Source organism: Pseudomonas vlassakiae (genome assembly GCF_014269035.2).
Classification (GTDB): domain Bacteria; phylum Pseudomonadota; class Gammaproteobacteria; order Pseudomonadales; family Pseudomonadaceae; genus Aquipseudomonas; species Aquipseudomonas vlassakiae.
In genome coordinates this window covers 214650-228586 of the sequence record NZ_JABWRP020000001.1, presented here as the reverse complement: position 1 = coordinate 228586, position 13937 = coordinate 214650, and the positions used below count along the sequence as shown (strand labels likewise).

The 13937-nt window shown below is 58.7% G+C and carries 13 protein-coding genes; 6 read left to right on the top strand and 7 right to left on the bottom strand.

The annotated features are described in order from the left end of the window. Positions 1–50: 50 nt before the first annotated feature. A complete protein-coding gene (locus HU738_RS01030; RefSeq protein ID WP_186602008.1) occupies positions 51–1268 on the top strand; it encodes an MFS transporter in 1218 nt (405 codons plus the stop codon). Here the strand turns inward: HU738_RS01030 and HU738_RS01025 are convergent. Both HU738_RS01025 and HU738_RS01020 read right to left on the bottom strand, forming a co-directional pair. Then, positions 1219–2046, bottom strand: a complete 828-nt coding sequence (locus HU738_RS01025) for a WaaZ-like lipopolysaccharide core biosynthesis protein (RefSeq protein ID WP_186602009.1) — start codon at positions 2044–2046, stop codon at positions 1219–1221. The genes HU738_RS01030 and HU738_RS01025 overlap by 50 nt on opposite strands. A 90-nt stretch (positions 2047–2136) precedes the next feature. Then, the gene (locus HU738_RS01020) at positions 2137–2898 is read right to left on the bottom strand and encodes an SDR family oxidoreductase (protein ID WP_176507342.1); all 762 of its coding nucleotides are present in this window, start codon (positions 2896–2898) and stop codon (positions 2137–2139) included. A gap of 174 nt (positions 2899–3072) precedes the next feature. On the opposite strand from HU738_RS01020, the gene HU738_RS01015 reads away from it, so the two are divergent. Together HU738_RS01015 and kdsA (HU738_RS01010) are read left to right on the top strand one after the other, a co-directional pair. Continuing rightward, positions 3073–4074: an NADP-dependent oxidoreductase gene (locus tag HU738_RS01015; RefSeq protein WP_186602010.1), complete on the top strand. Its 1002-nt coding sequence runs from the start codon at positions 3073–3075 to the stop codon at positions 4072–4074. A gap of 57 nt (positions 4075–4131) precedes the next feature. After that, positions 4132–4974, top strand: a complete 843-nt coding sequence (kdsA, locus tag HU738_RS01010; RefSeq protein ID WP_054886636.1) for a 3-deoxy-8-phosphooctulonate synthase — start codon at positions 4132–4134, stop codon at positions 4972–4974. A gap of 54 nt (positions 4975–5028) precedes the next feature. Here the strand turns inward: kdsA (HU738_RS01010) and pyrF are convergent, their stop codons facing one another. Further along, the gene (gene pyrF, locus HU738_RS01005; RefSeq protein ID WP_054886624.1) at positions 5029–5730 is read right to left on the bottom strand and encodes an orotidine-5'-phosphate decarboxylase; all 702 of its coding nucleotides are present in this window, start codon (positions 5728–5730) and stop codon (positions 5029–5031) included. A 183-nt stretch (positions 5731–5913) separates the two neighbouring features. On the opposite strand from pyrF, the gene HU738_RS01000 reads away from it, so the two are divergent. Further along, positions 5914–6081: a DUF2897 family protein gene (locus HU738_RS01000; protein ID WP_186602011.1), complete on the top strand. Its 168-nt coding sequence runs from the start codon at positions 5914–5916 to the stop codon at positions 6079–6081. A gap of 137 nt (positions 6082–6218) precedes the next feature. Here HU738_RS01000 and HU738_RS00995 read toward each other — a convergent pair whose 3' ends face one another. Next, positions 6219–6551 (bottom strand): ComEA family DNA-binding protein, encoded by a 333-nt coding sequence (locus HU738_RS00995; RefSeq protein ID WP_186602012.1) that lies wholly within the window; start codon positions 6549–6551, stop codon positions 6219–6221. 207 nt (positions 6552–6758) lie between these two features. Continuing rightward, positions 6759–7307, bottom strand: coding sequence for a dTDP-4-dehydrorhamnose 3,5-epimerase (rfbC, locus tag HU738_RS00990; RefSeq protein WP_186602013.1), 549 nt, complete (start codon positions 7305–7307; stop codon positions 6759–6761). Positions 7308–7741: 434 nt separating this feature from the next. On the opposite strand from rfbC, the gene kdsA (HU738_RS00985) reads away from it, so the two are divergent. After that, complete coding sequence (kdsA, locus tag HU738_RS00985) at positions 7742–8584, top strand: 3-deoxy-8-phosphooctulonate synthase (protein ID WP_186602014.1); 843 nt, start codon at positions 7742–7744, stop codon at positions 8582–8584. A 270-nt stretch (positions 8585–8854) separates the two neighbouring features. On the opposite strand, the gene HU738_RS00980 is transcribed toward kdsA (HU738_RS00985), so the two are convergent. Both HU738_RS00980 and HU738_RS00975 read right to left on the bottom strand, forming a co-directional pair. Further along, the gene (locus HU738_RS00980) at positions 8855–9787 is read right to left on the bottom strand and encodes a KpsF/GutQ family sugar-phosphate isomerase (RefSeq protein ID WP_186602015.1); all 933 of its coding nucleotides are present in this window, start codon (positions 9785–9787) and stop codon (positions 8855–8857) included. Positions 9788–9962: 175 nt separating this feature from the next. Next, positions 9963–10934, bottom strand: coding sequence for a glycosyltransferase family 2 protein (locus HU738_RS00975; protein ID WP_186602017.1), 972 nt, complete (start codon positions 10932–10934; stop codon positions 9963–9965). A 599-nt stretch (positions 10935–11533) separates the two neighbouring features. Here HU738_RS00975 and HU738_RS00970 point away from each other — a divergent pair. After that, positions 11534–13927, top strand: a complete 2394-nt coding sequence (locus tag HU738_RS00970; protein ID WP_186602019.1) for a hypothetical protein — start codon at positions 11534–11536, stop codon at positions 13925–13927. Positions 13928–13937: the final 10 nt, after the last annotated feature.

The following is a 13937-nucleotide window of genomic DNA, read 5'->3' as shown; positions in this document are numbered from 1 at the left end:
TACCCGTGAAAGGGCCGGAACAGACAACCCGAGAACCAGGATCGTACCCAATGCCCTCGCGTCATTCCCCCGCCCTGTTGGCCTTCGCCCTGTGCCTGATCACCCTGGCCGTCAACCTGCAGGCCCCGCTCTACATCACCTACGCCGACCTCTCGGGCCAGGGCGCCGCTGCCACCGCAGTGGCCTTCTCCGGCTACGTGCTGGGCGTGCTGCCGGTGCTGCTGGCCCTGGGCGGACTGGCCGACCGGGTCGGGCGACGTCCACTGATCCTCGCCGCGCTGGTGCTGTCGATGATTGCCACGCTGCTAATGCTGTTTGCGCCAAGCCTGCAAACCCTCGGCGTGGCGCGCTTCTTCCTGGGCCTGGGCACCGGCCTGGCCTCGGCCACGGCAACCGCCTACATGACGGAACTGATGGGCGCCGACACCAGTGCCCGCGCCGCCAACTGGGTCACCGCCAGTACCTCGCTGGGCTTTGGCCTGGGCGCAGCGCTGACCAGCCTGTTCCTGCTGCGAGGCCCGAGCCTGACGCCCGGCAGCTTCCACCTGCAGTTGCTGCTGGGCGCAGTCGCAGTGCTGCTGGTCTGGCGCTTGCCCGACCCGCGACCGGCACAACGCAGTGCCATGCTGCGCCTGCCCTGCTACCCCCGAGGCAGCGTGGTCTATGGCCTGGCCATTCTGCTGGCCTGGGCCTGCGTCGGGCTGGTGATCGCCCTGCTGCCCGGGATCCTGCGCCAGCACGGCTTGAGCGCCTGGTCGGGGTTCTCGACATTCTGCGTGATCAGTTGCGGCCTGCTGTTCCAGCCGCTGGCCAGGCGTATGTCGAGCCGCGCGGCCACCTTGCTGGGCATGGCAATTTTGCCGTGCAGCTATGCCTTGCTGGCCTGGGGCGCCGACAGCGGCCGCCTCTGGGCAGTGCTGGCCGGCGCGGTGGCAGCGAGTAGCGCCTGCTACGGCTTCATCTACCTGGGCGGGCTGGCGGCGGTGAATGAAATGGCCGGCGCCGAAAAGACCCGCGCCAGTGCGGGGTTCTTCCTGCTGGCCTACCTGGGCTTCAGCGTGCCGGTGATCCTGACCGGGGTGCTGAGCGACCACCTTGGCTCAGGCGTGGCCTTGCTGGGGTTTGGTGGGGTGCTGCTGGCCGGGTGCATGGCCGTTGCCGCGGCGTTACCAGATGCAAGGCAAGGCGTACATCACGAGCATCCCGTAACGTTTCGAGTCACGCAGGGTGGCTGCACAAGAACGCCTGAGGCGCGCGGCCGTGGATGAGCGTCTCGGCCTGATCGAGGCTGATCTTGGGGATGACCGATGCGGGGATCTTCGATGTGGCAGACAGGTTGTAGACGGCGAAGTGCTCGTTCACAACCCGATCGGCCATCAGCTTCAGCGAGGGCAGGATGCGCCGCTCAAATGACTCGTCCAGGTGACAGCGCGAAACCGCCTGGCCGGGTTCTTCATAGAAGCGCCCTACCGACTGGTCGAGGTCCACACCCACCAGGAAAACCTGATTGAAGCCCAGGTGACAGGCAAGCTGCAACGCCGCATAAGCTACCGTACGTGCATCGAAAAACCCCAGCGAGAGATCCTTGCTGAAGCCTACCGAGCGCGAGCGGCTACCCCATAAGGTACGGCTGCGCACCAACATTGGCTCGGTATTGAACAGGGATTCTTGCAGGCTGGCGCGGGCGGCCTTGGCCAATGGGAAAACCTGGGCCTTGGTCGGCACCGGCAACAGACCGATTTCATCCGGCCAGATCGCCAGGCGCTGACTGAGCCGTAGCGCCTTGGCGTAAAGATCAGGTTGCTGCTGCGCAAACCCAGTGTCGGTGCACACATAGAAATACGGGCGCACGCCATGCTCCGCGAACATCGAAATCGCGCCATTGACGGTGATCATCGGCACGCCGGCAAAACGCTGCAGTGGGAAGCCTTTGGCAGAGGCCCCCGAGGCCACGATGAATACCGGCCCTTCGGCTACGCCCCGGCACGCCTCGAAATCCAGTATCGAGGCACGGCAGCCGGGCTTTTGGGCGCTGACTGTCTCCATGTCGCTTTCCAAAACCAGAACAGCCAGAGTATATACAGCGAATCAGCAAACCGGCTATACACGGGCCGTACCGCCTGCACCCGGGGAGGCTCAGATCGCGGTAGCCCCGCCATCCACCGTCAGGCTATGCCCGGTGGTGAACGCCGCCCCGTCACTGCACAGGTACAGCACCGCACTGGCAATTTCCTCGACCTTGCCGATACGCCCGACCGGGTGCATCGCTGCGGCAAATTCGGCCTTGCGCGGGTCGGCCTCGTAGGCGCGGCGGAACATGTCGGTGTCGATCACCGCCGGGCACACGGCATTCACCCGGATACCCTTCTTGGCATATTCGATGGCCGCCGACTTGGTCAGGCCGATCACTGCGTGCTTGGAGGCGGCGTAGATACTCATCTTTGGCGCCGCCCCCAGGCCCGCCACCGAGGCGGTGTTGACGATCGCCCCACCGCCCTGGGCCAGCAGCAGCGGCAGCTGGTATTTCATGCACAGCCACACGCCTTTGACATTGACGCTCATGATCGCGTCGAACTCGGCCTCGCTGCCCTCGGCCAGTCGCCCCTGTTCGATTTCGATGCCGGCATTGTTGTAGGCATAATCGAGCCGGCCATAGGTTTCGATGGCTCGTTCATGCAGCTCGCGCACCTGAGCATCCTGGGTCACATCACAGGCCACGAACAGCGCCTCGCCACCCGCCTGGCGAATCAAGGCCACCGTGGCCTCGCCACCGACCGGGTCGAGGTCGGCCACCACCACCTTCAGGCCTTCGCGGGCAAAAGCCTGCGCCGTCGCCCGGCCGATGCCCGCCGCGCCACCGGTGACCAGGGCTACCTGGCCGGAAAAGGTCATGCTCATCGTCTGCTCCTGAGGGGGAATGGATGGGCTCAGAGTCTAGTCAGCCCACCGCCCGGCTGGGCAGCATCATCAGGGCAACGGTTGGGCTACCATGCTTAGCAGTGATTTTGCGGACCAACCTGCATCAGCAGGTTAAATTGACCGCTGCGCCTCATTGCCCATAAGGAACCTGCCATGACCCAGACCAACCGCCGCTTCCTGCTAGCCAAACGCCCGGTCGGCGCCGTGCGCCGTGACGACTTCACCTTCGAGACGGTACCCGCCGAAGCCCCCGCCGCCGGGCAAATCCAGGTGCGCAACCTGTACCTGTCGCTGGACCCGGCCATGCGCGGCTGGATGAACGAAGGCAAGTCATACATCCCCCCCGTGGCCCTTGGTCAAGTGATGCGCGCCCTGGGCGTCGGTGAAGTGGTCGCCTCCAACCACCCGGACTACAAGCCCGGTGACCATGTCAGCGGCGCCCTCGGCGTGCAGGACTACTTCACCGGCGAGCCCCAGGGCCTGCACAAGATCGACCCCAACCTCGCCCCACTGCCCCGCTACCTCTCGGCCCTGGGCATGACCGGCATGACCGCCTACTTCGCCCTGCTCGAGGTCGGCCAGCCCAAGGCCGGCGACACCGTGGTCATCTCCGGCGCGGCCGGCGCGGTCGGCAGCATCGTCGGCCAGATCGCCAAGCTCAAGGGCTGCCATGTGGTCGGCATCGCCGGTGGCGCGCAGAAATGCCAGTACCTCAAGGACGAACTGGGCTTTGACGGCGTGATCGACTACAAGGCCGAAGACGTGCTGGCCGGCCTGAAACGCGAATGCCCCAAAGGCGTCGACGTGTACTTCGACAACGTCGGCGGCGACATCCTCGACGCCGTGCTCACCCGCATCAACTTCAAGGCGCGCATCGTCATCTGCGGCGCAATCAGCCAGTACAACAACAAGGAAGCCGTCAAAGGCCCGGCCAACTACCTGGCGCTGCTGGTGAACCGCGCGCGCATGGAAGGTTTCGTGGTGATGGACCACGCCAAGGACTATGGCACGGCGGCCCAGGAAATGGCCGGCTGGCTGGCCACGGGCAAGGTCAAGAGCAAGGAGGATGTGGTCGAGGGGCTGGAGACCTTCCCCGAGACGCTGCTCAAGCTGTTCAGCGGCGAGAACTTCGGCAAGTTGGTGTTGAAGGTGTGAGTCTGTAAGATTGGCTATCGCCACTGATACCAGTGACTGGGATTTGCAGAGTAGACCATGATCAAGATCACCCCCACCATCGAGTGCTCCAACACCGCCCCGTTCGTCCTCTTCGGCGGCATCAACGTGCTCGAGTCCGAGGACCTGGCCCTGACCGCCTGCGCCGAGTACGTTCGGGTTACCGAGAAACTGGGCATCCCTTACGTGTTCAAGGCCAGCTTCGACAAGGCCAACCGCTCCTCGATCCACTCCTACCGCGGCCCGGGCATGGAAGAAGGCCTGCGCATCTTCGAGAAGGTCAAGGCCGAGTTCGGCGTGCCGATCATCACCGACGTGCACGAGATCTACCAATGCGCGCCAGTGGCCGAAGTGGTCGATGTGCTGCAGCTTCCGGCGTTCCTGGCCCGCCAGACCGACCTGGTGGTGGCCCTGGCCAAGACCGGCAAGCCGGTCAACATCAAGAAGCCACAGTTCCTCAGCCCGTCGCAGATGCAGAACATCGTGCACAAGTTCAAGGAAGCCGGTAACGACCAGCTGATCCTGTGCGACCGCGGTACCTGCATGGGCTACGACAACCTGGTGGTGGACATGCTGGGCTTTGGCGTGATGAAGCGTACCTGTGACGACTTGCCGATCATCTTCGACGTGACCCACGCCCTGCAGAACCGCGACCCGTCCGGTGCAGCTTCCGGTGGCCGCCGCGAGCAGGTGGTCGACCTGGCGCGCGCTGGCATGGCGGTTGGCCTGGCCGGGCTGTTCCTGGAGGCTCACCCGAACCCGGACCAGGCCAAGTGCGATGGGCCGAGTGCATTGCCGCTGGACAAGCTGGAGCCGTTCCTGATGCAGATCAAGGCGCTGGATGACCTGATCAAAGGCTTCCAGCCGTTGGTTATTGCCTGATTCGGCGAAGCATGAAAAAGGGCTGCAATGCAGCCCTTTTTCTTTGCCTTGGATTCAGCCGCGGATTTCCGCTACCACAGCTGCCAGCGCCTGAGCAGGGTCAGCTGCCTGGCTGATCGGGCGGCCGATCACCAGATAGTCGGAACCTGCATCCAGCGCCTGGCGCGGGGTGAGGATACGGCGCTGGTCATCCTGGGCACTGCCCGCAGGGCGAATGCCCGGAGTGACCAGCTGCAAAGCCGGGTGCGCAGCCTTCAGCGCCGGGGCTTCCAGAGCCGAGCACACCAAGCCATCCATGCCCGCCTTTTCGGCCAGCGCCGCCAGGCGCAGTACTTGTTCTTGCGGGTCCACGTCCAGGCCGATACCCGCCAGGTCCTCACGCTCCATGCTGGTCAACACCGTCACGCCGATCAGCAACGGCTGCGGGCCGCTGCGCTTGGCCAGCTCTTCGCGGCAGGCGGCCATCATGCGCAGGCCACCGGAGCAATGCACGTTGACCATCCACACCCCCATCTCGGCAGCGGCCTTGACCGCCATGGCCGTGGTGTTGGGGATGTCGTGGAACTTGAGGTCGAGGAACACCTCGAAGCCCTTCGCGCACAGGGTTTCGACAATGCCCGAAGCGCTGCTGGTAAACAGCTCCTTGCCGACTTTTACCCGGCACAGGGCGGGGTCGAGCTGGTCAGCCAGCTTCAGGGCGGCGTCACGGGTGGGGAAATCCAGGGCGACGATCAGGGGCGTCTGGCAGGCGGACATGGTCAGGGGTCTCTTGGCAAGTCGTAAACGGCGCGCATTGTAAACGAAGTCAGCGTGCCTTGGGGGCCAGGGCGCCATCAGAATTGGCCCAGACAGGTACGGCTCCTATAATTGAACCAACGGATATGGCCATCGCTCATATTTTGTACAAGCGAAGCCTTCAAAGCGCATAGGAGAACGACAATGCCCTGGTATGCCTGGCTGATACTCATCATAGCCCTCGGCTCGATCGTGGGCGCGTTGATGATGTTGCGCGATACGGCGAAGAAGCTGCCGCTGACGGAAGAGCAGCTGCGCAAGGTGCATGAACGCAATGCCGAGGCGGATGCCAAGGATGCGAGGGACAAGTGAAAGGCTAAGCGAGCCCCACGGATACCGTCAGGGGCGTTGTGCAGCCCATCTCCGGCAAGCCGGTGATGGGCTGCGAGACAGGCCGATGCAAACGACCCAAGTTTTAAACCAAAAGCATTACGTTATTCGCGCCCAGCTTACTCAACCATCAGTTTGCTCCGGTTACGCTCCAACAATGCATTGCCTATTCCTTTGATCTCCAGCAGTTCATCCACCGAAGTGAATGGCCCGTTGGCCTCTCGATAGGCAACGATGGCTTCGGCCTTGGCCTTGCCGATCCCATTCAGCTCTCTTTGCAAGACTGCTGCATCAGCCTTGTTCAAATCGACCAGCGTCTGCTGAGAGTCCATCTGGCTGACCACCGGTATGGGCTCCTTTACCGCGCCAACAGTGGCCGGCGCGGCGCTCAGGGAAAAAGACAGCCCGGCGAACAGTGGCAGCAGCAGGTAATTGAGGACAGTATTACGCATGTGGGATCACTCCTTTGAATTGAATGAATGTGCAGCTGTTTCCTTGGCTGCACTTCCAATCTAGAGAGTCACGCGCAATCGCACCAGCGCATCTTAGGCAGAAATTGTGACCGAATTAGACGTCACCGAATGTTGCGATACGCATATTCATAAAATCCTGCAGCGGACGCACCTACCCATTCCACATCAAACGATAGGTTCTCTCGTTCAATCGAACAGGTCAGCCTGTGCCAACGCCTTGCCGACCAAGTCCTTGGCGGAAAGCGTGGGGGCGAAGTCGATTGGCCACTCAACAGCAATCTGCGAATCGTCCCAGGCAATGCAGCGCTCGCTCTGGGTCGCATAGAAGTCCGTGGTCTTGTAGAGAAACTCCGCTGTATCACTCAGGGTTACGAAGCCGTGGGCGAACCCGGGTGGTATCCACAGCTGATTGTGGTTCTGCGCCGACAACACGGCACCGACCCACTTGCCAAAGGTCGGCGAACTGCGGCGGATATCCACCGCCACATCAAACACTTCACCTTGAACAACGCGCACCAACTTGCCTTGGGCATGGGGCGGTAACTGGTAGTGCAGGCCACGCAATACACCCTTCACCGAGCGCGAATGGTTGTCTTGAACAAAATCGTACTGCTGACCGGTGACCTCATTAAAAACACGAGCATTGAAGCTTTCGAAGAAAAAGCCACGATCATCGCCAAACACCTTGGGGGTGAACAGGATGACTTCTGGGATTGACAATGGAATAGCGTGCATCAAAATACCTTTACTTCAAGCAAGTTTTCAAGAATTGTCGGTAACCGTGTTTCAGCGAACTCCGTACCAGACGTTCGAGTTTTTCGTCGCAGGCCCTGCCGACACGGTAGCAGATTTCCTCTGCATGGGCGACCTCATAGCCGTGGCAAGCGCCGTGCGGGTGGTGGGGGGGGCGATGCACTGGCGGGCATCCAGCAGGTTGGGAGTCAAGCGGCTGGCGGAATCAGGCCAATCCGCAGGACATCAACACCGGATCAGATGGAAGTAAAAATAAAAGACCACCCCAGAGGGCTGAAACGCATTAGTATTGTACAAAGAACGCCGTTTTTAGATATTTTGCTCGCGCAAACATCAGCCGTCACAGCGGTGCTCTCATGCTCGCCTTTTCCGAAGTTCCGTGAAGAGCCTTTTTCAACATTGTGAAGTCTATTAAAGTGGTTAAAATCAACTCACGCATTGAATGCTCCAATTCTTCTTCCTTTGTCCTGTTCGGCGGCATTAATGTGCTCGAGTCCAAGGACCTGGCCCTGACCGCCTGCGCCGAGTACGTTCGGGTTACCGAGAAACTGGGCATCCCTTACGTGTTCAAGGCCAGCTTCGACAAGGCCAACCGCTCCTCGATCCACTCCTACCGCGGCCCGGGCATGGAAGAAGGCCTGCGCATCTTCGAGAAGGTCAAGGCCGAGTTCGGCGTGCCGATCATCACCGACGTGCACGAGATCTACCAATGCGCGCCAGTGGCCGAAGTGGTCGATGTGCTGCAGCTTCCGGCGTTCCTGGCCCGCCAGACCGACCTGGTGGTGGCCCTGGCCAAGACCGGCAAGCCGGTCAACATCAAGAAGCCGCAGTTCCTCAGCCCCTCGCAGATGCAGAACATCGTGCACAAGTTCAAGGAAGCCGGTAACGACCAGCTGATCCTGTGCGACCGCGGTACCTGCATAGGCTACGACAACCTGGTGGTAGACATGCTGGGCTTTGGCGTGATGAAGCGTACCTGTGACGACCTCCCGATCATCTTCGACGTGACCCACGCCCTGCAGAACCGCGACCCATCCGGTGCTGCCTCCGGTGGCCGCCGCGAGCAGGTGGTCGACTTGGCCCGTGCCGGCATGGCAGTTGGCCTGGCTGGATTGTTCTTGGAGGCTCACCCGTACCCGGACCTGGCCAAGTGCGATGGGCCGAGCGCACTGCCGCTGGACAAGCTCGAGCCGTTTTTGGCGCAAATCAAGGCACTGGACGACTTGGTGAAATCGTTCCGGCCGCTGGTTATCGCATAAATTTCACAGCGACCGGCAGGGTGTCAAACCGCTGGTGCGCCTGGCGGATACCGACACCCTGACGGTCTGCATGGAGCCTGGCGCACCTTGAGCCCGTGAGCGCCCACACATACAGCCGCAACATGCTGACCGAATACAAAACCTCATTAGTCCATGATGACGAAGATAGAGAAATACCGAGTATTACCAACCAAGCCCACCAGGGTTTGATTTCTCGGAATAAGCGAAGCTGAAACGCAAGTATGTATCGCCCTTTGCCACAGTAGTAAATCAGTCAAAGATTTCGACCACACCCACGACTGCGCCATCACCATTGATCACCGCCAATGCCCGAATCTTGTTGTCCAGCATATAAGCCTCAGCTTCCGAGAGCTGCGCATCTTCCGCAATAGTGTGCGGTTTGGCGGTCATGAAATGTGCAACCGTCTCGTGGATGATGCCTTCGTTATCCAGCAGCGCCCGGCGCAGGTCACCGTCGGTGACAATGCCAACCAGCTTGTCATCGTCAATGACAACGGTCAGGCCCAGGCGGCTTTGGGTCATCACCAGCAAGCAATCATGGAAGCTAGTAGTACCGGTAACGACCGGTGCTGGCGTGCGCATCACATCACGCACTCGGGTCAGCAGCTTGCGGCCTAAGCTCCCACCAGGGTGGTAACGGGCAAAATCCATCGGCTTGAATTGGATCGCTTCGATCAACGCAACAGCCAGAGCATCGCCCATGGCCATGGTCGCCAAGGTCGAAGTAGTTGGCGCCAGATTGTTCGGGCACACCTCACGATCTACCGAAATATCGAGCCAGATATCGGCGTGCTTGGCCAGAGTGGACTTACCATTGCCGGTCATGGCGATGATCTTGTTGCCAAACGACTTGAGGCTCGGGATCAGCTTGATCAACTCGTCAGTCTCTCCGCTGTAGCTGATAAGAATCAGCACATCGATCGACTTGAGCATGCCAAGATCACCATGGAACGCCTCGGCTGGGTGCAGGAAGAAGCTCGGGGTGCCAGTGGAAGCGAAGGTGGCCACCATCTTCTGGCCGATAAGGCCGGATTTGCCCATACCGCAAACCACGGTGCGCCCCTGACAAGCGAGAATCAGTTCTACAGCGCTCTGGAATTCGCCATCAAGGCGGCCAGCCAACTGAGTAACGGCCTGGGCCTGGGCGATCAGGGCTTCTTTGGCGATGGTTAGGTGATTCATTTCCGTCCCTGACGAATGCAGTTATTGCGAAGGGCCCAATGGTAAGGTTTTTGCCCAGACAAGCAAAGCGCATGAGCCTCAAGCTTATCTCTTCACCTGCCGTGCAAAGCCCCAAGTCATAGCCCTCTCGACGTGGGGATCTGCAGGAGCAGCTAGTCTCGTTCGGCTACGGACTTCAAAACTTGTTAAAAATAGCGGCAACGACCAGCTTCATGTTGCCCGCCAGCGTTTGTCGATAGACCCCCGTCTCTGCCAGCAACCTCAAGCGCTTGAGCAGGGGGCTTCGTTTAGCGAGTTCAAACTGCTCTAGAAGCCGCCGGTGCTCTTGACCCAGATTGATTTTGTGCGCCAGCAAAATCCTCAAGTTCATCTCGTTCCATTCGCTGAAACGCCCACGAAACATACCGATCACCCTAATCAAACGGCGCTTCATGCCTGTATTTGATCCGATCAAGTTACCACCATGCTGACGGTAAAGAAGGGTCGGAACAGGATCGAATACGATCAGGCCTTGGTAGCTACTGACGATCAGATACGTGAGCCAGTCATGCGCCACGATTCGAGCATCGGGTGGCGTTAAGCAGAGCAGTTCTCGGGCTCGCTGATTTATAAGCATGGTATTGGCGCCTGCGAGACTCTGAACCAGCGCGTTACGAAAGCCCGGACGCTTGCTGAAAAGAGGCGAAAACCCAATACTCCTCCCTGACTTATCAATAAGTTGCGTCCGTGAGCAATAAAGCGCCGGGGCTTCGTGGTCCGCAGACTGCAGCGCCGCCAAACTCCTGGTTAACTTATCCGACATCCAGATGTCATCTTGATCACTGAATGCGAAAAATTCTCCTATAACTGCAGGATTCTGGATCAGGGAGATAAAGTTCTTGGCAAAACCTTGTCGCGGGCCATTCAGAATGACGAGCTGATCACCAAGCGCATGCCGATACTCTCCAAGGATGTCGAGAGTTGCATCCGTCGACCCGTCATCCGAAGCGTAGACCACCCAGTTTCGGTGTGTCTGGCGAATGAAGGAGTCCAGTTGCTCCCGCAGATACTCGGCACCGTTGTAGGTACAAAGTAGAATCGCAACTAAACATTGGTTGTTCGGATTTTTTCGCGTGACGCGGGAAGGTGGAGCGGCTGCTATAGGCATGGCAGGTCGGTTCTTGTCTCTCGGAGGTTCACTATTCCAAAATCGATCTGCTTGATCTTGCTCGGGTCATGGCGTGAATACTAAGCCATGACTTCGTATCTTGTCATTCTGCGGGTTGCGTCCACCCTGCTCGTTGCCACACAGGTCCGCCTGCCCGACGGGTAGCTCCCGATGAGCCGCTGCCCCCAACCCCCTCCACGGGTAGGGCATCGAGAGGGGGCTTGACGACCAGTAAGAATCTCCCCTTGGCACGCCAAGATTGAGCCTCTCAGGAATAGATACAGAGCCCTGCCCCCCCTCGGCCGGCACCTCATTTGTTTGACACAGGTCACGCCATTGTCGGAAGGCAGTACCCAACGTCTACAAAATTTCCACGGCGAGATTCATTTCGGTAGAATATCGAGGATTTCGACCCGGCCGAAGGCCTCGCTGCACTTGGTATCGAACACAACGGATCTGGGTAGCGTTGGATTTCGCCCAGCGCCCCGCGGTTCACTCAGCAGTGTTGGCCCTTTGCCTTGGCGCCCATGAACTGATGACCCGCAACAGCTGCTCAATCACCGCTCCCATCCACTTACTCATTAGGCAACGAAGATAGAATGCTGAAGGCAGAAGAAAACTTAAGCATGATGAACCTTCAGAATGAACGGCCACTAGTAATCGGTTGGTGCGTCTCTTCGTTATCGCTGAAAATTGCAAGTGTCAGGTATCGCGCGGTTTTACCGATCGTGGCCTTGGAAGCGCTCGGCCATACCTGCCATCTATTTACCAGTGCCAATCCTGTCGACCTCAAGTCACTCGATGCACTGATCGTTGTCAAAGACTTCAGCGTTGACACTTATCGGCTTATCCAGCGCGCTAAATCACTAAAAATACCTGTCATTTTTGATCTTTGCGATAATATTTTCGTCGAAGGCTACGGTAAACACTCGGTAATCACCCCGAGCAAATTGTTCCTGGCAATCGCCAAATGCGCAGACGCTATCGTGGTCACAACCACGCCATTGGCTAACGTTATCTCTCGACACGTCGCCAATGCACAGGTAGTTGTCATACCTGATGGCATCATTTACGAAGCAACCAACGCTGCGCTGGATGCACGCCTGTTTCTGGCGCGGGCCAATATCAAACCTGCCAGAAAACTACCAGGTATCAACTGGTTGAAACGATTGCGCCACCTAGCCCGGGTTTTAGTTGGCGCATCCCTGCGCGCTCTGATTAAAAAGCGGGCAAAACGATGGTGGTCGCTTTTCACTCCTGGTTTCTGGAAGCGCCGGATTGACCGAGTGCGGGCTCATCTAAGGGCAAAGGCCGAAATGGCCTCTACGCGTCGCCAAGCCGCAGCCATCACTGCAACTCAGGGCGATACACCGCCTACAGCCAATGCCTCCCAGCTGCTCTGGTTTGGCAACCACGGCGCTGAATACGCAGACTTCGGCATGCTCGATTTGCTGCGGATACGAGACGAACTCGAAGCCGTTGCGCTGGAATACAGCGTTGAGTTGGTCGTGGTCAGTAACAATCGCGAAAAATACGACACCCATATACAACCAATGGCAATACGTTCGCGCTACGTGGAGTGGTCACCGGCATCTATTGACAGAGAGTTGAAGAGAGCGACGCTCGTGCTCATCCCGAACTCACTGGATGATTTCAGTATCTGCAAGTCAGCCAATCGCTCGGTGCACGCACTGATCAACAACCTTCCGGTTGTCGCAACCAATACTCCGAGCCTTCTGCCGCTATCGGGTAGTATCGCGGTTAATGATTTTGGAGCCGGATTGAGAAGGTATTTGTCGTGCGCTCAGCATGCAGCCGACGATGTGGCCAGAGGACAACAACTTGCCCTGACTCATTTCGGACCGGCGGTAATCGCCGAAGCCTGGCAGCATACCTTGAGAGAGGCCATAGCAAAGGGATGCATTGATAAACCTGTCCCTCAAGTCATTTTCGTGCTCAACCTGATACAGGACGTGGATATGATGTTACCCATCATCTCCGAAGCGCAGAAGCGTGCCGTTCCGTTTGAAGTGTGGAGCAGTTCCGCGCTGCTGAAAAAACATCCACGCGTGCTCGGCATCCTTCAAGGTGCTCGCGTCTCCCCGACGGTTATCCTGGAAAGCGAGGCCGATCGCGCACCGATTTTTGCTGCGGGTACAAAGGCGCTGCTAACAGTGACCGAAACCAACCTCGCGCCCCACGTCTTCACACGCACACTGACACGCCGCGCCCAAAAAGCCGGTCTCAGAACAGCCACTATGCAACATGGATTTGAAAACGTCGGCCTGACATACAGCGATGAAATTCACCATATTTGCAAGGTTAACTTTGCCTCAGAGAAGGTTTTCTTGTGGGGCCCCCTTGACACATTGCACCCTGGCGCTGGCTCGCTGACTCGTAACAAATGTGTCCCTGTGGGCTGCCCCAAGCCCGTCGGCGAAGATGACGCAAACCTCGATCATCTGATCAGCCCGGCAGCGCCAGTAGTCGGCATCTTCGAAAACCTGCACTGGCATCGTTATGACGAAGCCTACAGAACTTTCTTCATCGACGGCGTCGTAACCCTGGCGAAACGTTTTCCCGAAGTTATCTTCCTGATCAAGCCCCACCAAGCAGGTGTATGGCTAACCAAGCGATACAAGGGCGACCGACCAGTTGCCGCCAACCTGCTCATTGCGGACCCGGAAAGCTCGGACTGGCAAAATTTCACCGCTGATCAGTTACTCGGCAGAATGGCCGCGGTCATCACATCGCCCTCGACCATCGCCCTAGATGCTGCACGCAGGGGCTTAAGTGTCGCCGTAGTCGCTCATCAGTTGCAACTCGACCAATACAGACCACTGCCCAGAATAAGCGCCACTCAAGACTGGGTAGATTTTGTCGCGAGCGCATTAGCCAATACTCAGCCGGACGTATTATCCAACGAATTTATAAAGCGTACTGTCATCGAAGGACCGGCAGCGTCCAAGATATTGGATGACTTGATTATTTAGTTGTAATAAT

Bases quoted from the DNA above. Each gene is read 5' to 3' on its own strand.
- HU738_RS01030 (WP_186602008.1), top strand. From the start codon at position 51: ATGCCCTCGCGTCATTCCCCCGCCCTGTTGGCCTTCGCCCTGTGCCTG.
- HU738_RS01025 (WP_186602009.1), bottom strand. From the start codon at position 2,046: ATGGAGACAGTCAGCGCCCAAAAGCCCGGCTGCCGTGCCTCGATACTG.
- HU738_RS01020 (WP_176507342.1), bottom strand. From the start codon at position 2,898: ATGAGCATGACCTTTTCCGGCCAGGTAGCCCTGGTCACCGGTGGCGCG.
- HU738_RS01015 (WP_186602010.1), top strand. From the start codon at position 3,073: ATGACCCAGACCAACCGCCGCTTCCTGCTAGCCAAACGCCCGGTCGGC.
- kdsA (WP_054886636.1), top strand. From the start codon at position 4,132: ATGATCAAGATCACCCCCACCATCGAGTGCTCCAACACCGCCCCGTTC.
- pyrF (WP_054886624.1), bottom strand. From the start codon at position 5,730: ATGTCCGCCTGCCAGACGCCCCTGATCGTCGCCCTGGATTTCCCCACC.
- HU738_RS01000 (WP_186602011.1), top strand. From the start codon at position 5,914: ATGCCCTGGTATGCCTGGCTGATACTCATCATAGCCCTCGGCTCGATC.
- HU738_RS00995 (WP_186602012.1), bottom strand. From the start codon at position 6,551: ATGCGTAATACTGTCCTCAATTACCTGCTGCTGCCACTGTTCGCCGGG.
- rfbC (WP_186602013.1), bottom strand. From the start codon at position 7,307: ATGCACGCTATTCCATTGTCAATCCCAGAAGTCATCCTGTTCACCCCC.
- HU738_RS00980 (WP_186602015.1), bottom strand. From the start codon at position 9,787: ATGAATCACCTAACCATCGCCAAAGAAGCCCTGATCGCCCAGGCCCAG.
- HU738_RS00975 (WP_186602017.1), bottom strand. From the start codon at position 10,934: ATGCCTATAGCAGCCGCTCCACCTTCCCGCGTCACGCGAAAAAATCCG.
- HU738_RS00970 (WP_186602019.1), top strand. From the start codon at position 11,534: ATGCTGAAGGCAGAAGAAAACTTAAGCATGATGAACCTTCAGAATGAA.